This window comes from Azospirillum sp. Marseille-Q6669 (assembly GCF_965111635.1).
In genome coordinates this window covers 435,496-460,409 of the sequence record NZ_CBCOOP010000001.1, presented here as the reverse complement: position 1 = coordinate 460,409, position 24,914 = coordinate 435,496, and the positions used below count along the sequence as shown (strand labels likewise).

The window sequence follows — 24,914 nt, the reverse complement described above, 5'->3', positions numbered from 1 at the left end:
CGTCAGCTCCGCCACGCCGGTTCGCGTTTCTCCAGGAAGGCGCCGACGCCCTCCCTTCCCTCGTCGCTCGCGCGCTGGCGGGCGATGCGCTCCGCCGTGTCGCGGACCAGCGCGTCGTCCAGCGGACGGCGTGCCACGGCGCGGATCAGCTCCTTGGCCGCGGTCTGCGAGGCCGGGCCGCATTGCAGCAGGTTGCGCACCATCACCTCGACCGCGGCGTCCAGCTCCGTCGCCGGGACGGTCTGGTGCAGCAGGCCGAGCCGCAGCGCCTCGGCGGCGGAGAAGCGCTCCGCCGTCAGGAAATAGCGGCGGCAGGCGCGCTCGCCCATCGCGGCGACGACGTAGGGGCTGATGACCGCGGGGATCAGGCCCAGCCGCACCTCGGTCAAGGCGAAGCTGGCGGTCTCGGCGGCGATGGCGATGTCGCAGGCGGCGACCAGCCCCACCCCGCCGCCGAAGGCCGGACCCTGCACCACGGCGATGGTCGGCTTCGGGCATTCGTCCAGCGTGCGCAGCATGGTGGCGAGGCCCATGGCGTCCTCGACGTTTTCGCCATGGCTGTAACCCGCCATCTTCTTCATCCAGCCGAGGTCGGCTCCGGCGGAAAAGCTCTTGCCCGCGCCGCGCAGCAGGATGGCGCGGACGTCCGGGTTCGATCCCAGGCTGAGGAAGGCGTCGGTCAGATCGGCGATGACCCGCTCGTTGAAGGCGTTGTGCACCTCCGCCCGGTTCATCGTAACGGTCGCCACGCCGCCCAGGGAGCCGCTGTCGGCGATGTCGATCAGAATGTCGCTCATGCTCGTCGTTCCCCCGCTCACATCCGGAACACGCCGAAGGTGGTCTTCTCGACCGGGGCGTTCAGCGACGCCGACAGGCCGAGGCCGAGCACCATGCGGGTGTCCGCCGGGTCGATGATGCCGTCGTCCCACAGCCGGGCGGAGGCGTAGTAGGGATGGCCCTGGTCCTCGTACTGCTGGCGGATCGGGGCCTTGAACGCCTCCTCCTCCTCCGGCGCCCAACTCCTGCCCTGGGATTCCATGGCGTCGCGCCGGACCTGGGCGAGCACGCCCGCCGCCTGCTCCCCGCCCATCACGGAGATGCGCGAGTTCGGCCACATCCACAGGAAGCGCGGGCTGTAGGCGCGGCCGCACATGCCGTAGTTGCCGGCGCCATAGCTGCCGCCGATGATGACGGTGAATTTCGGCACCTTGGCGCAGGCGACGGCGGTGACCAGCTTCGCGCCGTCCTTGGCGATGCCGCCGGCCTCGTACTTCCGCCCGACCATAAAGCCGGTGATGTTCTGCAGGAAGACCAGCGGGATGCCGCGCTGGCAGCACAGCTCGACGAAATGCGCGCCCTTCAGGGCGGATTCGCTGAACAGGATGCCGTTGTTGGCGATGATGCCGACCGGGTAGCCGAAGATGTGGGCGAAGCCGCAGACCAGCGTCGTTCCGTAGAGCGGCTTGAACTCGTCCAGGACGGAGCCGTCGACCACGCGGGCGATGACCTCGCGCACGTCGAAGGGCTTGCGCGGGTCGCTGGGAATCACGCCGTAGAGTTCGCGCGGGTCGTAGGCCGGCTCCTGCGGCTCGCGCAGGTCCATGTCGATGCGCTTGCTGCGGTTCAGGTTCGACACGACCTTGCGCGCCATGGCGAGCGCGTGGGCGTCGTTCATCGCGTAATGGTCGGTCACGCCGGAGGTGCGGGAATGCACGTCCGCCCCACCGAGATCCTCCGCCGACACCACCTCGCCGGTCGCCGCCTTCACCAGCGGCGGGCCGCCGAGGAAGATGGTGCCCTGGTTGCGCACGATGATCGCCTCGTCCGACATGGCGGGCACATAGGCGCCGCCCGCCGTGCAGCTTCCCATCACCACCGCGATCTGCGGGATGCCCTGGGCGGACATGTTGGCCTGGTTGAAGAAGATGCGGCCGAAATGGTCGCGGTCGGGGAACACCTCATCCTGGTTCGGCAGGTTGGCGCCGCCGCTGTCCACAAGGTAGATGCAGGGCAGGTTGTTCTGCTGCGCCACTTCCTGGGCGCGCAGGTGCTTCTTGACGGTCAGGGGGAAGTAGGTGCCGCCCTTCACCGTCGCGTCGTTGACGACCACCATGCATTCCTGCCCGGCCACGCTGCCGATGCCGGTGATGATGCCCGCCGCCGGGATGTCGTCGTCATAGACCTTGTAGGCGGCCATCTGCGACAACTCCAGGAAGGGCGATCCCACGTCGAGAAGCTGGCGAATGCGCTCGCGCGGCAGCAGCTTGCCGCGGGACAGGTGCTTGTCGCGGGCCTTCGCACCGCCGCCCTGCTTGATGGCGCCCACCTTCTCGCGCAGGTCGGCGACCAGGGCGGACATGGCGTCGGCGTTCGTCTGGAACTCGGCGGAGCGCGGGTTCAGGGCGCTCTTCAGGACGGTCATGGCCGTCGTCCTCCCGTCTCTTCTTGTTCTACTGCATCAGGGCGCGGCTGATGACCAGCCGCTGGATGTCGCTCGTGCCCTCGTAAATCTGGCAGACGCGCACGTCTCTATAAATGCGCTCCACCGGGAAATCGTTCAGGTAGCCGTAACCGCCGTGGATCTGGATGGCGTCGGAGCAGACGCGCTCGGCGATCTCCGAGGCGAACAGCTTCGCCATGGCCGCCTCCTTCAGGCAGGGCTCGCCAGCGTCGCGGAGGCTCGCGGCGTGCAGGACGAGCTGGCGCGCGGCCTCCACCTTCGTCGCCATGTCGGCCAGCCGGAAGGCCACCGCCTGATGCTGGATGATCGGCACGCCCATGCTCTGCCGCTCCTGGGCGTAGCGTGTGGCGTGGTCGAGCGCGGAGCGCGCCATGCCCACCGACTGCGAGGCGATGCCGATGCGCCCGCCTTCCAGGTTGGCGAGCGCCACCCGGTAGCCTCCGCCCTCCGCGCCCAGCATCAGGTCGGCGGGGATGCGGCAGTCCTCCAGCACGATCTGGCAGGTGTCGGAACAGCTCTGGCCGAGCTTTTCCTCGACCCGCGCGACCTGAAAGCCGGGGGTGTCGGTCGGCACGATGAAGGCGGTGATGCCCTTCTTGCCGGCCTCGGGGTCGCTGACCGCGAAGACGATGGCGACGTCGGCGTTTTTCCCTGAGGTGATGAACTGCTTGGTGCCGTTCAGGACCCAGTGGTTGCCGTCGCGGCGCGCGCGGGTCTTGATGGCGGCGGCGTCGGATCCCGCCTGCGGCTCGGTCAGGCAGAAGCAGCCGAGCTGCTCGCCGCGGGCCATCGGCTTCAGGAAGCGCTCCTTCTGCTCGGCGCTGCCGAACTTCAGGATCGGCATGCAGCCGACGGAGTTGTGCACGCTCATGATGGTGGAGATGGCGCCGTCGCCCGCCGCGATCTCCTCGATGGCGAGCGCGTAGGCGATGTGGTCGGTGCCGGCGCCGTCGAACTCCTCCGGCACCAGCATGCCCATCAGGCCGAGCCGGCCCATCTCGGCCAGCTCCTCCTTGGGGAAGGCGCCGGTGCGGTCGCGCTCGGCGGCGGTGGGCGCCAGCCGCTCCGCCGCGAAGTCCCGTGCCATGTCGCGCACCATCCGCTGCTCTTCCGTCAGCCGCATTGCTTTCCCTCCCGAATACGTATTGCCCCCACCCCGGCCCTCCCCCGCTGGGCGGGGAGGGAGTTAGTCCCCTCCCCTGCGTTAGCGGGGAGGGTTAGGGTGGGGGCAACACTCCGCCCTTACACCAACTCCACCGCCACCGCCGTGGCCTCGCCGCCGCCGATGCACAGCGAGGCAACGCCGCGCTTCAGCCGGTTCTTCTCCAGCGCCGCCAGCAGCGTGACGAGGATGCGCGCCCCCGAGGCACCGATCGGATGGCCGAGCGCGCAGGCGCCGCCATGCACGTTGATCTTGTCGTGCGGGATGTCGAGTTCGCGCATCGCCGCCATGGCGACCACGGCGAAGGCCTCGTTCAGCTCATAAAGGTCCACGTCCTTGGCCGACCAGCCGGCGCGCTCCAGCACCTTGTTGATCGCGCCCACGGGTGCGGTGGTGAACCAGGCCGGGGCCTGGGCGTGGTTGGCGTGGGCCTTGATCTCCGCCAGGATCGGCAGGCCCAGCTTCTCCGCGTTCGACCAGGTGGTCAGCACCAGCGCCGCCGCACCGTCGGAAATGGAGGAGGCGTTGGCCGCCGTCACAGTGCCGTCCTTGGCGAAGGCGGGCTTCAGGGTCGGGATCTTGCCCGGGTCGGCCTTCAGCGGCTGCTCGTCCTTCTCCACCACCGTGTCGCCCTTGCGGCCCTTGACGATGACCGCGGTGATCTCCTTGACGAAGCTGCCGTCCTCGGTGGCGCGGCGGGCGCGGTTCAGGCTCTCGATGGCGTAGTTGTCCTGCGCCTCGCGGGTGAACTGGTAATGGGTGGCGCATTCCTCCGCGAAGGTGCCCATCAGGCGCCCGCGGTCGTAGGCGTCCTCCAGCCCGTCGAGGAACATGTGGTCGAGCACGCGCCCATGGCCCATGCGGTAGCCGCCGCGCGCACGGTCCAGCAAGTAGGGAGCGTTGGACATGCTCTCCATGCCGCCGGCGACCATGATCTCCGCCGAGCCGGCCTTGATGAGGTCGGTGGCGAGCATCACCGCCTTCATGCCAGACCCGCAGACCTTGGAGATGGTCGTGCAGCCCGCCGCCTCCGGGATGCCGGCGCCGAGCGACGCCTGACGGGCCGGCGCCTGCCCCAGACCGGCGGGCAGGACGTTGCCCATGAAGACCTCGTCCACGGCGTCCGGCTTCACGCCCGCGCGCTCCAGCGCCGCCTTGATGGCGGCGGAGCCGAGCTGCGGCGCGGTCAGCCCCTGCAAGTCGCCCTGGAAGCCACCCATCGGCGTGCGGGCGGCGCCCGCGATGACAACGGTATCGGTCATGGTCATTCCCTTCCCTCCGGCTTTATGCCGTTTCCCTCAGGCCGTTTCCTTGAACAGCTCGCGCCCGATCAGCATGCGGCGGATCTCGCTGGTGCCGGCGCCGATCTCGTAGAGCTTGGCGTCGCGCAGCAGGCGGCCCGTCGGGTATTCGTTGATGTAGCCATTGCCGCCCAGAGTCTGAATGGCCTCCAGCGCCATCCAGGTCGCCTTTTCGGCGGCGAAGAGGATCGCCCCGGCGGCGTCCTTGCGGGCCGTCTCGCCGCGGTCGCAGGCTTTGGCGACGGCGTACACGTAGGCCTTGGCGGCGTTCATGATCGTGTACATGTCGGCCAGCTTGCCCTGCATGAGCTGGAACTCGCCGATCGGCTGGCCGAACTGCTTGCGGTCGTGCAGATAGGGAACCACCACGTCCATGCAGGCCTGCATGATGCCGAGCGGCCCGCCGGCCAGCACCGCGCGCTCATAGTCGAGGCCCGACATCAGCACGTTCACACCGCGCCCGACGCCGCCCAGGATGTTCTCCTCCGGCACCTCGCAATCCTCGAACACCAACTCGCCGGTGTTGGAGCCGCGCATGCCCAGCTTGTCGAGTTTCTGCGCGACGGAGAAGCCCTTGAAGGACTTCTCAATAAGGAAGGCGGTGATGCCGCGCGGGCCGGCGTTGACGTCGGTCTTGGCGTAGACCACCAGCGTGTCGGCGTCCGGCCCGTTGGTGATCCACATCTTCGTGCCGTTCAGCACGTAGCGGTCGCCCGTCTTCTCGGCGCGCAGCTTCATCGACACGACATCGGACCCGGCGTTCGGCTCCGACATGGCGAGCGCGCCGATGTGCTCGCCGGAGATCAGCTTCGGGAGGTAGCGGGTCTTCTGCTCCGCCGTGCCGTTCTTGCGGATCTGGTTGACGCAGAGGTTGGAGTGCGCGCCGTAGCTGAGGCCGACCGAGGCCGAGGCGCGGGAGATTTCCTCCATCGCCACGACATGCTCCAGATAGCCCATGCCGGCACCGCCGTATTCCTCCTCCGCCGTGATGCCGAGCACGCCGAGGTCGCCGAACTTCCGCCACAACTCGTTCGGGAACTCGTTGGTGCGGTCGATCTCGGCGGCACGGGGCGCGATCTCGTCGGCCGCGAAGCTGCGCACGGTGTCGCGCAGCATGTCCGCGGATTCGCCGAGGTCGAAGTTCAGGGTCGGATACTGGTTCGACAGCATGGTGTTGGCGCTCCCCCCGGAGGTCTGTTCTTCGTTCCCGCCATACGGCGACGTATGGAGCCGTACGGTAGCGTATGGAAATGGGCGTGGCAAGGCCTCTTGGCCCGTCCCCCTTCTGGAGGAGGGCCAAGAGGGTCAGCTCACTTCATGTTGATGATGATCGTTTTCTTGTGGGTGAAGTGCTCCAGCATCGCTTCCAGCGAGGCCTCCTTGCCCAGCCCCGACGACTTCACGCCGCCATAGGACAGGTTCGGCTGCACCACCAGATTCTGGTTCACCTGGACGAATCCGGCCTCCAGCCGGTGCACCGCGTCCATCGCCACCTTGAGATCGCGCGTCCAGATCGTCGCGGCGAGGCCGTATTCGGTGTCGTTGGCTTGGGCAATGACCTCTTCGTAATCGGTCCAGCGGATGACGCAGCAGACCGGGCCGAAGATTTCCTCCTGCGCGATGCGGTCGCTGTTCTTCACGCCGGTGAAGATGTGCGGCTGCACGTACAGGCCCTTGGTCAGCTTCGGATCGGACGGCATGGCGGAGCAGACATGCGGAGTCGCCCCGCCCTCCTTGCCAATGGCGATGTAGCTCTGCACCCGGTCGAGCTGCTGCGGCGAGACGATGGTGCCGATGTCGGTCGACTCGTCCAGCGGGTCGCCCATCTTCATCGCGTTCACCTTCTCCTTCAGCTTCTCCACGAAAGCGTCGTGGATGCTGTCATGGACGAAGATGCGCGACGATGCGGTACAGCTCTGGCCCTGGCGGGTGAAGCGCATGCCGGCGATGGCGCCCGCGATGGCCTGGTCAAGGTCGGCGTCGCCGCAGACGATCATCGGGCTCTTGCCGCCCAGTTCCAGCGTCACCGGGATCAGCTTCTCGGCGGCGGTCTTGTAGACGATCTTGCCGGTCTCGACCGAGCCGGTGAAGGTCACCTTCTTCACATCCTTGTGGGCCACCAGCGGGGCGCCGCATTCCGGGCCATAGCCCGAGAGGATGTTCACAACCCCCGCCGGAATCACCGTGTTGATCAGTTGCACGACGCGCAGCACGGCGAGCGGCGCCTCCTCCGCCGACTTCACCACCACGGCGTTGCCCGCCACCATCGCCGGGGCGATCTTCAGCGCCATCAGCAGCAGCGGCACGTTCCACGGGATGATCGCGCCGACCACGCCCACCGGCTCGCGCACCGTCATGGTCAGCATCGACGGGTTGAAGGGAATGGTTTCACCCTTCAACTCCGGCGCCAAGCCGCCGAAGAAGACGAAGGCGTCGGACAGGACGCCGGCCTCGACGCGCGATTCGGTGCGCAGGGCCTTGCCGGTCTCCAGCGCGATCAGCTTGGCGATTTCCTCCTTGTGGGCGTCGAGCACGCGCCCGCACTCGGCGACCAGCTTGCCGCGCTCGCGCACCGGACGCTTGGCCCATTCCTTCTGCGCGGCCACCGCGGCGGCCACCGCGGCATCGACGTCCGCCACCTCGCCGAAGGCGGCCTCGGCCACCGTCTCGCCGGTCGCCGGGTTCACGACGGGGAAGCCCTTGCCGGAGGAGGCCGGGCGGAAGTCGCCGCCGAAGAAATGCTTGCCCGACAGCTCCCTGGCGAGCGCGAAGGGGTCGAGCTGGAGGTCGGTGCTGACGCTCATGTCGAAAAGGTCCTTGTGTGTATCGGGTCGGTTATCGTTGTTTTCGGGTCTCAGGCGCGGGCGTCCTCGATGACCTTGCCGTCGTTGGGCAGGCTGCCGGGGGCCGCGAACTCCACGACACCCTTCAATTTGGTGACGGCGGCCAGAGTTTCACGCACCGAAGCCGCCAATGCCTCGCCGGACTCGAGCGACTCGCAGCGCAGGGTCATGGTGTCATTGGCGTCCTCCCGCCCGACGACGAGGCGGGCCTTGCCGATCTGCGGGTGACGGCGCAGCACCTCGGCGATCTGCTGCGGGTGGACGAACATGCCCTTGACCTTGGTGGTCTGGTCGGCGCGGCCCATCCAGCCCTTCAGCCGCATGTTGGTGCGCCCGCAGGGGCTTTCGCCGGGCAGGACGGCCGACAGGTCGCCGGTGGCGAAGCGGACCAGCGGATAGGCCTGGTTGAAGGTGGTGACGACGACCTCCCCGACCTCCCCCGCCGGCACGGGATCGCCGGTGCCGGGGCGGACGATCTCCACGATCACGCCCTCCTCCACCACCAGCCCGGCGCGGGCCGTCGTCTCGTAGGCGACGAGGCCGAGGTCGGCGGTGCCGTAGCTCTGGTAGGCGGCGATGCCGCGGCCCTCGTAATAGGCGCGGGCGTCCGGCAGGAAGGGGCCGCCGGTCAGATGGCCGATCACGATGGAGGACAGGTCCAGCCCCAGCTCATCGCCCTTCTCCAGGATGATTTTCAGGAAGTCGGGCGTGCCGATGTAGGCCCGCGGCTTCAGATGGGCGGCGACCTGGGCCTGCATCTCGGTGTTGCCGACTCCGGCGGGGATGACCGCGCAGCCCAGCGCGTGCGCCCCCGTCTCGAACATCGAGCCGGCGGGGGTCAGGTGGTAGGCGAAGCAGTTCTGCACGAGGTCGCCGCCGCGAATGCCTGAGGCGTAGAGCGCCCGCGCGGTGCGCCAAGGGTCCGTGCCGTGCGCCTCCGGATCGTGGATCGGGCCGGGCGAGGCGAAGACGCGGGCCAACCGCCCGATGGGGACGGTGGTCATTCCGCCGAAGGGCGGCGCGTCCTTCTGCAGCGCGATCAGGTCCGACTTGCGCGTCACCGGCAACGCGGCGAGCGCCGTCCGGTCACCGACGGCGGCAGGGTCCACATCGGCCAGCAGGCGGGTGAAGTAGGGCGCGTTCGCCTTGGCGTGGGCGATCTGCACCGGCAGCGCCGCGAACAGCTCCGCCTCGCGCCGGTCGGGAGAGCGGGTTTCGAGTTGATCGTAAGTGTCGGACACCGATGCCTCCCGGCTGTTTTTCTTGTCCCCTCTACCCTCTGGGGAGAGGGAAACGTTCAAATCCAGCGCTTCCGGCGCTTGAAGCTCTTCAGATTCTTGAAGCTCTTTCGCTCTTCGTTGCCGCCGCCGAGGTAGAATTCCTTCACGTCCTCGTTGTTGCGCAGCTCTTCGGCGGTGCCGTCCAGAACGACCTTGCCGTTCTCCATGATGTAGCCGCGCGTCGCGGCCTGGAGCGCCATGCGGGCGTTCTGCTCAACCAGCAGGATGGTGACGCCCAGGTCCTTGTTGATCTGCCGGATGATGCTGAAGACCTCCTTCACCATCAGCGGTGACAGGCCCATGGACGGCTCGTCCATCAGAATCAGCTTCGGCCGCGCCATCATCGCGCGCCCGATAGCCAGCATCTGCTGCTCGCCGCCCGAGAGGTAGCCGGCAAGGCCAGTGCGTTCCTTCAGGCGGGGAAAGTAATGATAGACCATCTCGATGTCGTCCTTCACGCCGCCGTCGCGGCGGGTGAAGGCGCCGAGGCGCAGATTCTCCTGGCAGGTCATATCGCCGATGATGCGGCGTCCTTCCATGACCTGGAAGATGCCGCGCCGGACGATCTTGTCGGGGTCGATGCCGTTGATGCGCTCACCCGCGAAGGAGATGTCGCCGCGCGTGACCTCGCCGTCCTCGGTTTTCAGCAGCCCGGAGATGGCCTTGAGCGTCGTCGATTTGCCGGCGCCGTTGGCGCCCAGCAGGGCGACGATCTCCCCCTCCGGCACCTCCAGGCTGAGGCCGCGGAGCACCAGGATGACGTCATTGTAGACGACCTCGATGTTGTTGACGGACAGCAGCGGCGCCTTGGCCGTGCCGGGAACCGGCGCCGGAGCGCTGGCGGGAGTGACCGCGGCGGTCGCGGTGGCGGCGTTCATGATGCGGCACCTGATGCAGTGAGACGGGACGGAAGCCCCCGCCGCCGCCCTTTCACGGCGGCAACGGGGGCGATCCGGCTTACCAGCCCAGCCACTCCGGCTTGCGCGGGACGTCGACGGTGGCGATCTTCTCCAGCTTGATCGTGCCGGCCTTCACCAGTTCGTCCACCGAGCCGCCGGTGTCGCCGGTCACGTTGGCGCGGTACAGGTTGACCTTGTCCATGCCGCGGTGATCGGTCTCGGTCCAGGTCGAAGGCACGCAGACGCCCTCCAGCCCCGCCGGCACCCAATCCTTCTTCTGGTACATGCCCTTGCGGATGTTCGGGCCGGTCACGCCGCCGTTCTGCTTCGCCCAGTCCATCGCTTCCTTCATGTAGAAGGCGGAGCAGATGCCCGACACGTAGTGCACCGGACGGTAGGCGGTGCCGGCGGCGTCGGAGACCTTGGAGATCTCCTTGACGATCTTCATGCCCGGCGCGTCGCCGCCCCAGATCGCCGCGGTGCGCACCGGGAAAATCACGCCGTTGGCGGCGGAGCCGGCGGCCTTGGCGGCGTTCTCGTCCATGCCCCAGACGTTGCCCATGAACTGCACCTGGGCGCCGACCGTCTGGCAGGCCTTCAGAACGGAGATGTTCGAGCCCGCCGTGTTGCCGAGATAGGCGTAGTTGGCGCCGGCCTGCTTCAGCGTCAGGCACTGGGCGGTGTAGTCGCCCGGCGTCAGGGCGAACTGCACCGCCGGAAGGACATCGAAGCCCAGCTCCTTGGCGAGTTGCTCACCGGCTTCCTTCGGGGCGTTCGGGTAGGGGTGGTTGGCGCCCATGTGGACGTACTTGGGCTTGCCCGAGCCGCCCTTCTTCTTCCAGTCCTCGGCCGCCCACATCAGCATGGCGCGCAAGCCGTCGGAGTAGGACGGACCGTAGAAGAAGTTGTAGGGGGCCGGCTTGGAGCCGTGCGGGCCGTTGCCGGTCGGGTCGGTCAGGTGGCCCGAGTAGGAGCCGGAATAGTAGGGGATCTCGTCCTTGCCGACGAAGCCGGTCAGCGCCTCGGTGTCGGCGGTGCCCCAGCCCTGGATGGCCGCGACCTTGCCGCTGCCCGACGACCACTTCTTGTACTGGCTGATGGCGCGCGGCGCCTGATAGCCGTAGTCAACCGTCTCGACGTCCATCGTCGTGCCGCCGACGCCGCCGTTCTTGTTGATGTAGGCGAGCGCGTCGGCGACGCCCTGGCCGAAGGGCACGCCCACGTCCGACGTGGCGCCGGACTGGTCGGCGAGGTGGCCGACCGGGATCTTCTGGGCGTTGGCGGTCCCGGTGCCGAGCAGGACAACGGCGGCGGACGCCAGCAGGACGGTCTTCATGGTCATGGTGCGTTTTCTCCCAGTCGTTATGTTTTTCAGAAGCCGTGTTGCGAAAAGCGTGTCAGTGCGAGAACGGGTAGAGCTTCCAGTAGGCCTTGATCTGCTTCCAGCGGTGGGCCAGCCCGTCCGGCTCGAAGACCAGGAACAGGATGATGACCAGGCCGATGGCCATTTCGCGCAGGAAGGCGATGGCCTCCCTCAGGTTCAGCGCGGCGTCGATGGCGGTGCCGGACAGCGCCGTGGTGATGGCCTGCATCACCTCGGGCAGCAGCACCATGAAGGCGGTGCCCATCAGCGAGCCCATGATCGAGCCCAGGCCCCCGATGATGATCATGCCGAGGAACTGGATCGAGAAGAGGATCGTGAAGCCCTCCACCGACACGAACTGCAGGTAGTGGGCGTAGAGCGCGCCGCCGATGCCGGCGTAGAAGGACGAGATGCCGAAGGACATCGTGCGGTACTTGGTCAGGTTGATGCCCATGATCTCCGCGGAGAGATAATGGTCACGGACCGCCACCAGCGCCCGCCCGTCGCGGGACCGCATCAGGTTGGTCGCCAGGATGTACATGACGACCACATAGACCAGCACGACGTAGAAGAAGCTCTCGTCGGTGTCGAAGGCGTAGCCGAACAGGGTGAACGGCTCCGCGATGGTGCCGGCGGTGCCGCCGGTGAACCAGTCGGCGCGCGAGAAGAAGTCCTGGAGGATGTACTGCGCCGCCAGTGTGGCGATGGCGAGGTACAGGCCCTTCAGCCGCGCCGCCGGGATGCCGAACAGCATGCCGACCGCGGTGGTCATCACGCCGGCCAGCGGGATGGCGAGCGCCACCGGGATGCCGAAGCTGTTCGACAGCCACGCCGACGAGAAGGCGCCGAAGCCGAAGAAGGCGGCGTGCCCGATGGAGATCTGGCCGGTGAAGCCGACCAGGATGTTCAGCCCCAGCGCCGCGATGCCGAGATAGCCGATCTGGATGCACAGGTTCAGCCAGTAGCGGTCCATGAAGGCCGGGCAGAGCAGCAGCAGCGCCACGCCCAGGATCGCGAAGTTGCGGCTGGTCTTGGTCGGGAAGATGGTCGTGTCGGCGGCGTACCGGGTCTTGAAGTCGCCGCAGGGGATGAGACTGATGTTCGCCATGGTTGCGGCCGCTCCTTACACGCGCTCGATGTCCTTGGTGCCGAAGAGGCCGTAGGGCTTGATCATCAGGATGACGATCAGGACGTAGAAGGGGGCGATCTCGTACATGTTGCCCCAGTTCAGCCACTGGCTGTCCAGGTAGTGCGCAAGATTCTCCAGCACGCCGACGATCAGGCCGCCCAGAACCGCCCCGGCCACGCTGTCCAGCCCGCCGAGGATGACCGCCGGAAAGACCTTGATGCCGAAGAAGGAGAGCGCGGAGGACACGCCGTTGACGACGCCGACCGTGACGCCGGCCACCGCCGACACCATGGCGGAGATGGCCCAGCTCATCGCGAACATGTGGCGGACGGAGATGCCCAGCGACTGCGCCACCTGCTGGTCGAAGGCGGTCGCCCGCATCGCCAGACCCATCCGCGAGTATTTGAAGAACCAGCCGAAGCCCGCCATGATCAGGATCGAGATGACCAGGCTCATCACGTAGACGGTCTGCACGTCGAGCCCGAGGATGTTCACGGTCGGGCTGGCGAAGATGGTCGGGAACGGCTTGGCGAAGACGCCGAACATCCACTTCATCATCGCCTGGAAGAAGATCGACAGGCCGATGGTGACCATGATGACGGAGATGATCGGCTCCCCGATCATCGGCCGCAGCACGACGACCTGAAGCACGATGCCGAAGACCAGCATGAAGGCCAGCGTGATCGGGAAGCCGATCCAGAAGGGCAGCTGCCAGGAGGTCAGCAGCCACCAGCAGGTCCATGCGCCGATCAGCAGGAATTCGCCCTGGGCGAAGTTCACGATGCGGCTGGCCTTGTAGATCAGCACGAAGGACATCGCCACGACGCCGTACAGCGCGCCGACGATCAGTCCGTTGACGAGAAGCTGGAAGAGCAAGGTCATGGGCGGGTCTCCCCGAAACCGCAATTCTTATCCCCTCTCCCCCCCGGGAAGAGGGTTAGGGTGAGGGGGCTCGCGGGGGACCGGGAGGTTCTGCAAATGCTGAACCCCCTCACCCCGACCCTCTCCCCGGGGGGGAGAGGGAGAAAAGTGGGCTTCTTCATTCTTACCCCCTCACGCCGCGGCCTGCGCCGGCTTCTTGGCCGGCGTGGGCAGCAGGTCAACCACCTTCAGCACGGTGCGGATGCGCTGCTTGGTGCCGTCCTGGAAGGTGATGGTGGTGTCCACGTCGATGGCCGGCTGGCCCGCGTAGATCGAGTCGATGATCTCGCCGTACTTCTCGGCGATCACGCCGCGCCGCACCTTGCGGGTGCGGGTCAGCTCGCCGTCGTCGGCGTCCAGTTCCTTGTAGAGCAGCAGGAACTTGGTGATGCGCTGGAACTCCGGCAGCGTCGCGTTCACCCGCTCCACTTCCTGGCGCAGCAGTTCGTAGACCTCCGGCTTGGACGCCAGATCGGAATAGGTGGTGAAGGCGATGCGGTTCTTCTCCGCCCACTTCGACACGATGGGGAACCGGATGCAGATGATCGCCGACAGGTAGGGCCGCTTGTTGCCCAGGATCACCGCCTCGGCCACATAGGGGCTGAACTTCAGCTTGTTCTCGATGTATTGCGGGCTGAAGCGGTCGTTGTTGCTGGTGGTGGCGATGTCCTTGATGCGGTCGATGATGACCAGATGGCCCTTCTTGTCGAAGAAGCCGGCATCGCCCGTGTGCATCCAGCCGTCACGCAGGTCCGCCGTGGTCGAGGCCTCGTTGCGGTAGTAGCCGGCGAACATGTTGGGGTGGCTGACGACGATCTCGCCGATGCCGTTCTGGTCGGGCTCGATCACCTTGACCTTGACACCGTCGTCGAAGGGCACGCCCACCGTGTCGAAGTCCACATCGTTCGAGCGGTGCACCGTGTAGGCGCCCATCGTCTCGGTCTGGCCGTAGATCTGGCGCAGCGGCACGCCCAGCGCCTGGAAGAACTTGAAGGTGTCGGGGCCGAGGGCCGCGCCGCCGGTCGCCGCCGACTTCAGGTTGGTGAAGCCCAGGCGGTCTCGCAGCGCTGCGAAGAGAATGCGGTCGGCGACGGCGGACCGCGTGCCGTTGGCGAGCGCCTCCAGCCCCAGCTTCATGCCGTAATCGTACATCTTCTGCTTGAAGGGCGAGGCGTCCATCATGCGGGCGCGCACGTCGGCGGCGATCTGCTCCCACAGGCGGGGGGCGAACAGCACGAAGCTCGGCCCGATCTCGCGGAAGTCGTTCATCATCGTCTCGGCTTCCTCGACGAAGTTCACGCGCATCCGCGACACCATGCCCATGCCGACGGCGTAGATCTGCTCCATGATCCAGGACAGCGGCAGCACCGACACATACTCGTCGGTCGGCCCTTTGGGGTCCACCGACAGGTAGCTGGCGACATGGCGGATCAGCCGCCCGGCCGGCAGCATCGCCAGCTTCGGGTTCGAGGTGGTGCCCGACGTGGTGCAGAGCACCGCCACATCGTCGCCGCGCGTCGCGCCGACCAGCTCCTCATAGAGGTTTGGCTTCTCGGCGTGCAGCGCGTTGCCCAGCTTGACCAGCTCCGACGCCTCCATCAGGCGTGGGTCGCTGTATTTGCGCATGCCGCGGGGATCGGAATAGATGATGTGCTTCAGCGTCGGCAGGCGCTCGCCGAGGTTCAGCAGCTTGTCGACCTGCTCCTCGTCCTCCGCGAAGATGATGTGCACGTCGGCGTAGGTGATGAGGTAGGCGACCTCCTCGTCCATGGCGTCGCGGTAGATGCCCAGGCTCATGGCGCCCATGGCGTGGGCGGAGATTTCCCCCATCACCCAGTCGGGCCGGTTGTCGCCGAGCAGGGCCACCACATGGCCGCGCTCCACCCCCAGCTTGATGAGGCCGAGCGTGAAGGCGCGCACGCGGGCGTGCATGTCCGCCCAGGTGAACTCGCGCCAGATGCCGAAGTCCTTCTCGCGCATGGCGACGTCGCCGCCATGCTCGCGGGCGTGCAGGGTCAGCAGCTTCGGCAGCGTGTCGTGAGTCTTGATATCCGGAAGAGACATCACGCGACCTCCTGCTTGGGCGGCGGGGCCACGGCCTCGTCCTCCTCGTCGTCCTCGCCGAGATAGGCGCGTTTGACGCGCGGGTCGGCCAGAACCTCCTCGGGCGTGCCCTCGGCGATCTTCTTGCCGAACTCCAGGACGATCACGCGGTGGGAGATGTCCATCACGACGCCCATGTCGTGCTCGATCATCACCACCGTCATGCCGAACTCCTCGTTCAGATCGACGATGTAGCGGGCCATGTCCTCCTTCTCCTCCAGGTTCATGCCCGCCATGGGCTCGTCCAGGAGGATCAGGTCGGGTTTCAGCGCGATGGCGCGGGCCAGCTCGACCCGCTTGCGCAGGCCATAGGAGAGCGTGCCGGCGGTGGCCTTGCGGACATGCTGGATTTCCAGGAAGTCGATGATCTCCTCGACCTCGCGGCGGTGGGCCAACTCCTCCTTGCGGGCGCCGGTCAGCCAGTAGAGGGAGCCGGTGAAGAAGTTGTTCTTCAGCAGGTGGTGCCGCCCGACCATGATGTTGTCGAGCACCGTCATGTGGCCGAACAGCGCCAGATTCTGGAAGGTGCGCCCGATGCCGAGCGAGGCGCGGTGGTTGGGCGTCATGCCCGTGATGTCCTGGCCCTTGAAATAGACCTTTCCGTCGGTGGGCCGGTAGCGGCCGGAGATGCAGTTGACCATGGAGGTCTTGCCCGCACCGTTCGGGCCGATGATGGAGAACAGCTCCCCCTTGCGGATGCTGAAACCGACGTCGGTCAGCGCCTGCACGCCGCCAAAGCGCAAGGACACGCCCCGGGCTTCGAAGATGGTGTCCGATGGGGAGGCCGCGCGGGTGGCGCCGGCCGGATGGGCGTAACCGCGTGGCGATGCGACGGGCGCGCCTGACATTTCCTCCTCCGTTGCTGTGGAACTGCCTTTTTATCGTTCGCCGAACTGTTTGAGTGGCGAACTGGTCCATATTGTGGACCGTCCTTTGTGCAACGACCGAACTATAACCCGTGATGCGCACCGTTTTCAACACGGACATTCCGTGTATGCATGTTTTTTGGAGCGACATGCGAGCCAAAGGTCCATAATATGGACCCCATCATGACCCGGCCCGATTCCGACACCGAAACCGCCCCCGCCGGAGCGTCCGGCGGCACGCAAAGCCTGGAGCGTGCGCTGGCCCTGCTGCGCGCCGTCGCGTCCCACGGGGCGGAGGGCGCGCGTCTGGCCGACCTGATGGGGGACACCGCCCTGTCGAAGGCAACGGCGCACCGCCTGCTGACCGCGCTGGCGCGGGAACGTTTCATCGACCAGGACCCGCGCAGCCGCCGCTACCATCTGGGGCCGGAATTGGATTCGTTGGGCCGCATCGCCGCCGCACGCCACCGCCCCGAAGGCGAAAACGACACCCCGGCGCCCGGTCCGGCCACCGTTCAGCCCACCGCCTTCCTCCGCCCGGATTACCAGGGCGAGGCGATTCCGCTCGCCGATCTGCTGTGCGACCGTCACGCCCGCGCCGATGGCGCCCGCGCCGCCCTGCTGCACGAAAGCGTCGCGGGCCAGACGACCGAGCTGAGCTTCGCCCGTCTGGCCCGCGATTCGGCGCGCTTCGCCGCGGTGCTGCGCGGCCTCGGCGTCGGGCGCGGCGACCGGGTGGCGGTGCTGCTGCCCAAGGGAGCGGAGTTGCTGATCGCCGCGCTGGCGATCTGGCGGTTGGGCGGAGTCTACATGCCGCTCTTCACCACCTACTCCGCCGCCGCGGTCGCCTACCGTCTGGCCGACAGCGAGGCGCGGGCGATCGTCACCACCGGCTTCCTGCGCCGCAAGATCCCGCGCGACAACAGCCGCCCCGTGGTGATGGTGGAGGGGGACGAGGCCTTTGGTCCCGGCGCCGACGCGGTGCCCTTCTGGTCCGCGCTGCATGAGTCCGCTCCCCTGGGCGACGTCGCCCGCTACGCCGACCGCGACGCCTTCGCGCTGATCTACACCTCCGAGGCGGAGCCGAAGCCGCTCGGCGTGTCGCTGCCCGTCATGGCGCTGGCCGGGATCGAGCAGTACATGCGAATCGGCCTCGATCTGCGTGATGACGACATTTACTGGAACATGGCCGATCCCGGCTGGGCCTATGGCGCCTATTACGGGCTGGTCGGGCCGCTGCTGCTCGGGCGCACGACGATCTTCTGCGACGGCCCCTACGACGTGCGGCAGGGCTACCGCATGCTGACGAAGTTCGGCGTCACCAACCTGACCTGCGCGCCGTCCCAGATCCGCGCCTGGCACAGCGCCGACCCGGAGGGCGGTCCGCACAAGCTGGCGCTGCGCATCCTGTCGGTGGTCGGCGAACCACTGCCGCCGGAGTTGATCGGCTGGGCCAACCGGGTGGTCAGCGTCCCTCTGCTCGACCAGTACGGGCAGCGCGAGACCGGCATCTTCATGATGAACCGCTACGACCCCGGCCACGCCGACCGCACCGCCGATTCCTCGCTGGGGCGGCCCCTGCCGGGCTTCCGCGTGGTCATCCTCGACCCACAGGGCCGCGAGGCGCCGGTCGGCGGAGCGGGCGAGATCGCCATCGACGTGGAGTCCTCGCCGCTCTTCTGGTTCGATGCCTACGCCAACGATCCGGGACGCACCGCCGCCCGTTTCCGCCACGGCCGCCGCTATTATCTGACCGGCGACTGGGCGTTCCTGGACGGCGACGGCAACATCCATTTCCGCGGCCGGGCGTCCGACGCCATCGTCATGCAGCAGGCGGATTGAGGGGGAGGCGCTTGCCCCCTCCTGGCCCTCCCCGCTTTCGCGGGAGAGGAGATCCAGTTCCCTCCCTGCGAAGCGGGGAGGGCCGGGGTGGGGGGCCCGTGACCGCCCTTACGGCTTCCCACGCAGCAGGTTGACGATGCCGGAGAAGTCCTTGCCGCCGAAGCCGGCGTTGCAGAACAGCGCGTACATCTGCGCCGCCTCGCCGCCGAGCGGCAGCGGGCTGCCGGTGCTCTGCCCAGCCTCCACCGCCAGCTTCAGGTCCTTCAGCATCAGCGCCGCGGCGAAGCCCGGCTGGTAGTCGCGGTTGGCCGGCGAGGTCGGGACCGGGCCCGGCACCGGGCAATAGCTGGTCAGCGACCAGCACTGGCCCGACGACTTCGATGCCACGTCGAACAGCTTTTGCGACTCCAGCCCCAGCTTCTCGGCGAGCGCGAAGGCTTCCGACACACCGATCATCGAGATGCCGAGGATCATGTTGTTGCAAATCTTCGCCGCCTGACCGTTGCCCGGTCCGCCGGTGTGCACGATGGCCTTGCCCATCGCCGACAGGATCGGCTCGGCGCGGCGGAAGGCGGTGTCGCTGCCGCCGACCATGAAGGTCAGAGTCGCCGCCTCGGCGCCGCCGACGCCGCCGGACACCGGCGCGTCGACCATGGCGTGGCCTGCCGCCTCCGCCGCCGCGGCGACGGCGCGGGCGCTGTCGACATCGACGGTGGAGCTATCGATGAACAGGCTGCCCGGCTTGGCCTTGGCGATGATGCCGTCCGGCGCCGTGTAGACCTCGCGCACGTGCTTGCCGGCGGGCAGCATGGTCACGACCACCTCGGCCTCCCCCGCCGCGGCGCCGGGGCCGGTGGCGATGGTGGCGCCGGCGTCGCGCGCTGCGGTGCAGGCGGCTTCCGACAGGTCGAAGGCCAGCACGGTGTGGCCGGCCTTCAGCAGGTTGCGCATCATCGGCGCACCCATGTTGCCCAGACCGATAAAGGCGATCGTCGCCATAGCGTTTCCCCCTCGCTTTATAATGACGCTATCAGCCGCCGGTCAGATGGCGGGCGATGATGACGCGCATGATTTCGTTGGTGCCTTCGAGAATCTGGTGAACCCGCAGGTCGCGGAAAATCCGCTCGATCGGGTATTCCTTGATGTAGCCGTAGCCGCCGTGAAGCTGCAGCGCCTCGTTCACCACCTGGAACCCCGCATCGGTGGCGAAGCGCTTGGCCATCGCGCAATGGGCGGTCGCCTCCGGCGAGCCGGCGTCGAGGCTGGCGGCGGCGCGGTGCAGCATCAGCCGCGCGGCGTCCAGTTCCGTCGCCATGTCGGCCAGCTTGAACTGCAAGGCCTGGAAGGCGTTCAGCGGCTTGCCGAACTGCTTGCGCTCCGTGGTGTAGGCGATGGCCTGCTCCAGGCAGAAGCGCGCTCCGCCGACCGAGCAGGCGGCGATGTTCAGGCGCCCGCCGTCCAGCCCCTTCATGGCGATGCGGAAGCCCTCCCCTTCTTCGCCGATGCGGTTGGCGACGGGCACGCGGCAATTCTCGAAGATGACGGCCGAAGTCGGCTGGCTCTTCCAGCCGAGCTTGTGCTCCTGCTTGCCGAACGACAGGCCGGGCGTGCCCTTCTCCACGACGATGCAGGAAATGCCCTTGGGGCCGGGTTCGCCGGTGCGGACCATGCAGACATAGACGTCCGACGTGCCGCCGCCGGATATGAAGGCCTTTGAGCCGTTCAGCACGTAATGGTCGCCATCCCGCTCCGCCCGCGTGCGCAGCGAGGCCGCGTCGGACCCCGCCCCCGGCTCGGTCAGGCAATAGCTGGCGAAATGCTCCATGGTCGTCAGCTTGGGCAGGAAGCGCTGACGCTGCTCCGGATTGCCGAAGCGGTCGATCATCCAGGAGGCCATGTTGTGGATGGAGATGTAGGCCGCCGTGGACGGGCAGGCCGCCGACAGCTCCTCGAAGATCAGCGCCGCGTCGAGCCGCCCGAGGCCGGAGCCGCCGAACTCCTCCCCCACATAAATGCCGGCGAAGCCGAGTGCCGCGGCCTGTCGCAAGGTCTCGACGGGAAAGACGCTGTTCTCATCCCAGTGCGCGGCGTTCGGCGCCATTTCCTGCTGCGCGAAGTCGCGCGCCGTGTCGCGGAACGCCTGCTGCTCCTCCGAAAGCGCAAAATCCATGCGCATCCTCCCCAGAACCGCAGTGGCCCGGAGTCCATGGCGGATCTCCGGTTCTCATTGTTGGGTGGAAGGACTATCATGCTGGATACGCGCTGTCCATCTCTTGTATACAGAGATTGGAGCGGCGGAAGGCCGCGGATGAGGAAGAGGACACGCTCGGGATGAGCGACCGGATTGCCGCCAGCAAGACCGCCGACAAGGGCGCCACGCGCGCCGACGAGGTGCGGCTCGCCATCGAGGAGGACATCTTCCTCGGCCGCCTGCGCCCCGGCACGCGGCTGGACGAGGAAAGCCTCGCCCAGCGCTTCAACATCTCCCGCACCCCGATCCGCGAGGCGATCCTCCAGCTCGTCCACGCCGGGCTGGTGGAGAAGCAGCCGCGCCAGGGGGCGGTGGTAGCGCCGCTGAAGCTGCACCGCATGGTGCAGATGTTCGAGGTGATGTCGGAAATCGAGGGGCTGTGTGCCCGCTTCGCCGCCCGCCGCATGTCGGAGGAGGAGAAGCAGGCCCTGAAACATCTGCACGACACCTCGAAGGTGCATATGGAGGCGCGGGAGCTGGACGCCTATTACGCGGTCAACCGCTCCTTCCACGAGGCGGTCCAGGCGGGCAGCCACAACGAGCCGCTTCAGGAGATCGCGCGCGGCCTGTTCGCCCGGCTGGCACCCTACCGCCGCTACCAGCTCAACCACCCCTACCGCGTCAAGGACAGCTTCAAGGAGCATGACGACGTGGTGGAGGCGATCCTGGTCGGCGACCCGGAGGCCGCCTACGCCGCCATGCGGCGGCATGTGACCATCCAGATCGACATCTTCACCGAGTTCGTGTCCATCATGGGCGGAAACGAAATACAATAACCCGGTCTTCCGTATACAAAGATGTGGCCGACGGCAGGTGCCCGTGCTAAACCCTGGACACCGGATCACCGGGTGCATGGAGGGAATCATAATGTCCGAAGCGGGTGGAAATCTGGTGGGTGGCAATCTGTTCGAGCTGTTCCGTTCCCGCTTTCCGGCGGACCGCAGCCGCCCCTTCGCCGAGACCGAGCCCGGCACCGCCAACGCCCGCACCGTCACCTACGGCGATCTTGAGGCGTTGACCGGCCGTTACGCCAACCTGCTCGCCGACCTCGGCCTGAAGAAGGGCGACCGGGTCGCCGTGCAGGTGGAGAAGTCGGTCGAGAACATCATCCTCTACCTCGCCACCGTGCGGGCGGGCGGCGTCTTCCTGCCGCTGAACCCGGCCTACACGAAGGCGGAGGTAGAGTATTTCCTGACCGACGCCGAGCCGCACGTCTTCGTCGCCCGCCCCGAATCCGCCGACGCGCTGCGCGAGGTCGCCGACAAGGCCAAGGTCGCCCATCTGCTGACTCTCGGCACCCATGGCGAGGGCACACTGCCGGAGCAGGCCGCCGGCAAGGGCACGGACTTCACGACCGTCCCGGCCGAGGCCGACGATCTCGCCGCGATCCTCTACACCTCCGGCACCACCGGGCGATCGAAGGGCGCGATGATGAGCCACCGCAACCTCGGCTCCAACGCGCTGACGCTGCACAAATACTGGGGCTTCCAGCCGGACGACGTGCTGCTGCACGCCCTGCCGATCTTCCATACACACGGCCTGTTCGTGGCGACCAACTGCGTGCTGCTGAACGGCTCCTCCATGCTGTTCCTGCAGAAGTTCGACGCTGAGCAGGTGATGGGGCTGCTGCCGCGCGCCACGGTGATGATGGGTGTGCCGACCTTCTACACCCGCCTGCTCGCCCATCCCGGCCTGACGCGCGAGGCGACGGCGCACATGCGGCTGTTCGTCTCCGGCTCGGCACCGCTGCTCGCCGACACGCACAAGGAGTTCTCGGCCCGCACCGGCCACGCCATCCTGGAGCGCTACGGCATGACGGAGACCGGCATGCTGACCTCCAACCCGCTGGACGGCGATCGCATCCCCGGCACGGTCGGCTTCCCGCTGCCGGAGGTCTCCGTGCGCGTCGTCGACCCGGAGACCGGCGCGAGCCTCGGCACCGACGACATCGGCATCATCGAGGTGGCCGGGCCGAACGTCTTCTCCGGCTATTGGCGGATGCCCGAGAAGACGAAGCAGGAGATCAAGCCGGACGGCTTCTTCATCACCGGCGACGTCGGCAAGGTGGATGGGCGCGGCTATGTCCACATCGTCGGGCGGGCCAAGGACCTCATCATCTCCGGCGGCTTCAACGTCTACCCGAAGGAGGTCGAGACGGTGATCGACGGCATCGACGGCGTGGTCGAATCGGCGGTGGTCGGCGTGCCGCACCCCGACTTCGGCGAGGCGGTGACCGCCGTCGTGCTGCGCAAGCCCGGCAGCGCCACCCCGGACGAAGCCGCGGTGATCGCCGTCTGCAAGGAGCAGCTGGCCAACTTCAAGGTGCCCAAGCGCGTCTTCTTTATGGACGAGCTGCCGCGCAACGCCATGGGCAAGGTGCAGAAGAACCTGCTGCGCGACGCCCACAAGGACCTCTTCACCGCGACGAAGACGCGCTGAGCAGCGCGCGGCTTTCCCTCTCCGGTCAAATCCGTATAAGGTTCGGCGTTTTTTCCACCCGGTGGGTTGTGGACAGGCCATCGGCGACTCGATACGCTGCCGTATGGTCTCCGGAGTGTTACCGATGGAAGCGAAGACGCTGAACCGCGAATCCTGGCTGTCCGCCGCCTTTTCCGCCCTGGCGGAGGGCGGCGTCGAGCAGGTGCGGGTCGAGCTTCTGGCCAAGCGGCTGAAGGTGACCAAGGGCAGCTTCTACTGGCACTTCCGCGACCGGATGGAGCTGGTGGAGGCGATGCTGGAAGGCTGGAAGACCGGCCGCATCGAGGCGATCAAGGCGCAGACCCGGCTGGACGGCCGCACGCCGGCCGAGGGGTTGCGCTACGTGCTGTCGTTGTACGGCGGCAGCAGCAACCCGCGCGGCATCGCCATCGAGCTGGCAATGCGCGACTGGGCGCGCCGCGATCCTCGTGCGTCCGAGATCGTGGCCGAGGTCGACCGCGAACGCCTGCGCTGCGTGTCGGACCTGTTCGCCGGCCTGGGGCTGGACCCCGACGACGCCTTCGCGCGGGCGTATCTGTTCTACTCGTTCATCTTCGGGGAAGGGCTGCTGGCCCGCTCCGCCGCGCCGGACCGGTTCGAGAAGGCGCGGGACATTTGCGGGAAGGTGCTGGTTCCGGAGGGAGTGGTTTAACGGGCGCTGTGTTGCCCCCACCCTTCCCACGGCTTCGCCGCGGGCCCCTTCCCTCCCCGCTCTCGCAGGAGAGGGAGATTAGTTCCCTCCACCGCCCAGGGAGGGCTAGGGAGGGGGCAAGCGTCGCCCCACCCGCAAGTTACGTCCCCGTCCCGCGCACCGGCGCGAAGGGCAAGCCCGCCTGATCCAGCGCGCGGTCGATCACCTCGTCCGACGCGCCGTCGAACAGCTGCAACAGCAACTCGTCCACCACCCACTCGTTCGTCGGGGTCAGGGCGGCGAACAGGTCGGCCATGACCTCCGCCTGGTAATCGTCGCGACGGTTGTCGCTGCCCTCGTAGCCCATGCGCTTGGCGGTGGCGATCGCCACCTGGAAGGGCGGCACCAGGACCGGCGCGACCGATGCCTTCTTCAGCACCGCCCGCAGCCCGAGCGCTCCGTCGTCCCAGGCCAGCTTGCGGGCGTTCTCCGCCGGAATGCCGGCCTTCGCCCCCAGCCCCGCCGCGAACAGCGCCACGTCGCCCGCGCACAGCACACGGAACAGCAGCGCCGCGGTGAAGCGCCCGTTGGCGTGCAGCCAGCGGGCCACCGCCTCCACATCCTCTTCGCCGCGCAGCGCCGGGCGCAGCAGCCGCAGCGTCGCCGACTCGCGCCCGCGGCTGGCCAGCCGGTCCACCAGATCCTTGGACAGGCCGTGTGTGTGGGCCAGCGTGGCGCGTATCGCGTCGGACACGAAGGCGACCAGCCGCTCCACCACGGCCAGCGGCAGGCCGGGGCGGGTCGCTGCGGCCTCGCTGACCATGCGCACCCGGCCGAAGCGGTCCAAGGCCCGATGCAGCGCCGGTTCCGCCAACTCGGCGCCGGGGTTGCGCAGCAGCGCGGTCACCACCGCGACGTTGCCGGTCTCGACGACAGCCCCGGCCACCCGCGCCGACACGGTGTGACGGTTGGCGACGGCCATGTGCTTGCCGGCGTCGGGGTCCGCCAGCACGTCGAGCAGCAGCTCGTCGCTGAGGCTTCCGGCGTCGCGCAGGATCGGGAAAGCCACGCGGGCCACGTCCTTCACCAGCCGCTCCGCCAGTTCCGCCGTCAGCATGGCGTTGTTGCGGATCTGCCAAGCCACCGCCTCGCGCACCGCGACCTGGGCGTCGGCGGCGAAGCAGTGCATGACCTCCAAAGCCAGCGACCGCTCGGCGTCGGTCAGCCCGCCTTTCTCCAGATCGCCGGCCAGCTTCTGCATCGTGTCGATGCGGGCCTCCGCCGACGAGGATTCGAGCAGGCGCTCGACATCGCGGATGGACAGGGATGAGTCGGTCATGTGCGGATGCCTGCGGATGAAAGATGCATAGGACGGTTCAATCGA

General features: G+C 67.6%; 20 protein-coding genes. 4 read left to right on the top strand and 16 right to left on the bottom strand.

Features of this window, described 5'->3' with window-relative positions; translation table 11 throughout:
- Positions 1-2 precede the first annotated feature (2 nt).
- From ACWPXE_RS01875 to ACWPXE_RS01815, 13 genes are all read right to left on the bottom strand, one after another.
- Positions 3-797 carry an enoyl-CoA hydratase/isomerase family protein gene (locus ACWPXE_RS01875; protein ID WP_454016457.1) on the bottom strand — a complete coding sequence of 265 codons (795 nt, stop codon included), beginning with the start codon at positions 795-797 and terminating at the stop codon, positions 3-5.
- 17 nt (positions 798-814) lie between these two features.
- Complete coding sequence (locus ACWPXE_RS01870; RefSeq protein WP_114862092.1) at positions 815-2,422, bottom strand: carboxyl transferase domain-containing protein; 1,608 nt, start codon at positions 2,420-2,422, stop codon at positions 815-817.
- Between the two features lie 28 nt (positions 2,423-2,450).
- Positions 2,451-3,584, bottom strand: a complete 1,134-nt coding sequence (locus tag ACWPXE_RS01865; RefSeq protein ID WP_114862091.1) for an acyl-CoA dehydrogenase — start codon at positions 3,582-3,584, stop codon at positions 2,451-2,453.
- Positions 3,585-3,703: 119 nt separating this feature from the next.
- Positions 3,704-4,891 (bottom strand): acetyl-CoA C-acyltransferase, encoded by a 1,188-nt coding sequence (locus tag ACWPXE_RS01860; RefSeq protein WP_454016456.1) that lies wholly within the window; start codon positions 4,889-4,891, stop codon positions 3,704-3,706.
- 30 nt (positions 4,892-4,921) lie between these two features.
- Positions 4,922-6,094 carry an isovaleryl-CoA dehydrogenase gene (locus ACWPXE_RS01855; protein ID WP_145673372.1) on the bottom strand — a complete coding sequence of 391 codons (1,173 nt, stop codon included), beginning with the start codon at positions 6,092-6,094 and terminating at the stop codon, positions 4,922-4,924.
- Positions 6,095-6,234: 140 nt separating this feature from the next.
- Complete coding sequence (locus ACWPXE_RS01850; protein ID WP_454016455.1) at positions 6,235-7,728, bottom strand: aldehyde dehydrogenase family protein; 1,494 nt, start codon at positions 7,726-7,728, stop codon at positions 6,235-6,237.
- A gap of 50 nt (positions 7,729-7,778) precedes the next feature.
- Positions 7,779-9,008: a phenylacetate--CoA ligase family protein gene (locus ACWPXE_RS01845; protein ID WP_454016454.1), complete on the bottom strand. Its 1,230-nt coding sequence runs from the start codon at positions 9,006-9,008 to the stop codon at positions 7,779-7,781.
- A 56-nt stretch (positions 9,009-9,064) separates the two neighbouring features.
- Positions 9,065-9,925: an ABC transporter ATP-binding protein gene (locus ACWPXE_RS01840; protein WP_109469031.1), complete on the bottom strand. Its 861-nt coding sequence runs from the start codon at positions 9,923-9,925 to the stop codon at positions 9,065-9,067.
- Between the two features lie 79 nt (positions 9,926-10,004).
- The gene (locus ACWPXE_RS01835; RefSeq protein ID WP_454016453.1) at positions 10,005-11,288 is read right to left on the bottom strand and encodes an ABC transporter substrate-binding protein; all 1,284 of its coding nucleotides are present in this window, start codon (positions 11,286-11,288) and stop codon (positions 10,005-10,007) included.
- Positions 11,289-11,343: 55 nt separating this feature from the next.
- Positions 11,344-12,417: a branched-chain amino acid ABC transporter permease gene (locus ACWPXE_RS01830; RefSeq protein ID WP_109469029.1), complete on the bottom strand. Its 1,074-nt coding sequence runs from the start codon at positions 12,415-12,417 to the stop codon at positions 11,344-11,346.
- Positions 12,418-12,432: 15 nt separating this feature from the next.
- Complete coding sequence (locus tag ACWPXE_RS01825; RefSeq protein WP_014241711.1) at positions 12,433-13,320, bottom strand: branched-chain amino acid ABC transporter permease; 888 nt, start codon at positions 13,318-13,320, stop codon at positions 12,433-12,435.
- 171 nt (positions 13,321-13,491) lie between these two features.
- Positions 13,492-15,423, bottom strand: coding sequence for an AMP-binding protein (locus ACWPXE_RS01820; protein WP_454016452.1), 1,932 nt, complete (start codon positions 15,421-15,423; stop codon positions 13,492-13,494).
- Positions 15,423-16,310 carry an ABC transporter ATP-binding protein gene (locus tag ACWPXE_RS01815; protein WP_454016451.1) on the bottom strand — a complete coding sequence of 296 codons (888 nt, stop codon included), beginning with the start codon at positions 16,308-16,310 and terminating at the stop codon, positions 15,423-15,425. Before ACWPXE_RS01815 ends, ACWPXE_RS01820 begins: the two co-directional genes overlap by 1 nt.
- 201 nt (positions 16,311-16,511) lie before the next feature.
- Here ACWPXE_RS01815 and ACWPXE_RS01810 point away from each other — a divergent pair, with 201 nt between their 5' ends.
- Positions 16,512-18,170, top strand: coding sequence for an AMP-binding protein (locus ACWPXE_RS01810; RefSeq protein WP_454016450.1), 1,659 nt, complete (start codon positions 16,512-16,514; stop codon positions 18,168-18,170).
- Positions 18,171-18,278: 108 nt separating this feature from the next.
- Here the strand turns inward: ACWPXE_RS01810 and mmsB are convergent, their stop codons facing one another.
- Both mmsB and ACWPXE_RS01800 read right to left on the bottom strand, forming a co-directional pair.
- Positions 18,279-19,169, bottom strand: a complete 891-nt coding sequence (gene mmsB, locus ACWPXE_RS01805; protein WP_454016449.1) for a 3-hydroxyisobutyrate dehydrogenase — start codon at positions 19,167-19,169, stop codon at positions 18,279-18,281.
- A 31-nt stretch (positions 19,170-19,200) separates the two neighbouring features.
- On the bottom strand, positions 19,201-20,340 hold the full coding sequence (locus ACWPXE_RS01800; RefSeq protein WP_454016448.1) for an isobutyryl-CoA dehydrogenase: 1,140 nt from the start codon (positions 20,338-20,340) through the stop codon (positions 19,201-19,203).
- Positions 20,341-20,501: 161 nt separating this feature from the next.
- Here ACWPXE_RS01800 and ACWPXE_RS01795 point away from each other — a divergent pair, with 161 nt between their 5' ends.
- From ACWPXE_RS01795 to ACWPXE_RS01785, 3 genes are all read left to right on the top strand, one after another.
- Entirely contained in the window at positions 20,502-21,197 is a 696-nt protein-coding gene (locus tag ACWPXE_RS01795) for a GntR family transcriptional regulator (RefSeq protein WP_454016447.1), read from the top strand.
- 91 nt (positions 21,198-21,288) lie between these two features.
- The gene (locus ACWPXE_RS01790) at positions 21,289-22,860 is read left to right on the top strand and encodes a malonate--CoA ligase (RefSeq protein WP_454016446.1); all 1,572 of its coding nucleotides are present in this window, start codon (positions 21,289-21,291) and stop codon (positions 22,858-22,860) included.
- Between the two features lie 124 nt (positions 22,861-22,984).
- Complete coding sequence (locus ACWPXE_RS01785) at positions 22,985-23,551, top strand: TetR/AcrR family transcriptional regulator (RefSeq protein WP_137106107.1); 567 nt, start codon at positions 22,985-22,987, stop codon at positions 23,549-23,551.
- 139 nt (positions 23,552-23,690) lie between these two features.
- On the opposite strand, the gene ACWPXE_RS01780 is transcribed toward ACWPXE_RS01785, so the two are convergent.
- Positions 23,691-24,869, bottom strand: coding sequence for a DUF2336 domain-containing protein (locus ACWPXE_RS01780; protein WP_454016445.1), 1,179 nt, complete (start codon positions 24,867-24,869; stop codon positions 23,691-23,693).
- Between the last annotated feature and the right edge of the window lie 45 nt (positions 24,870-24,914).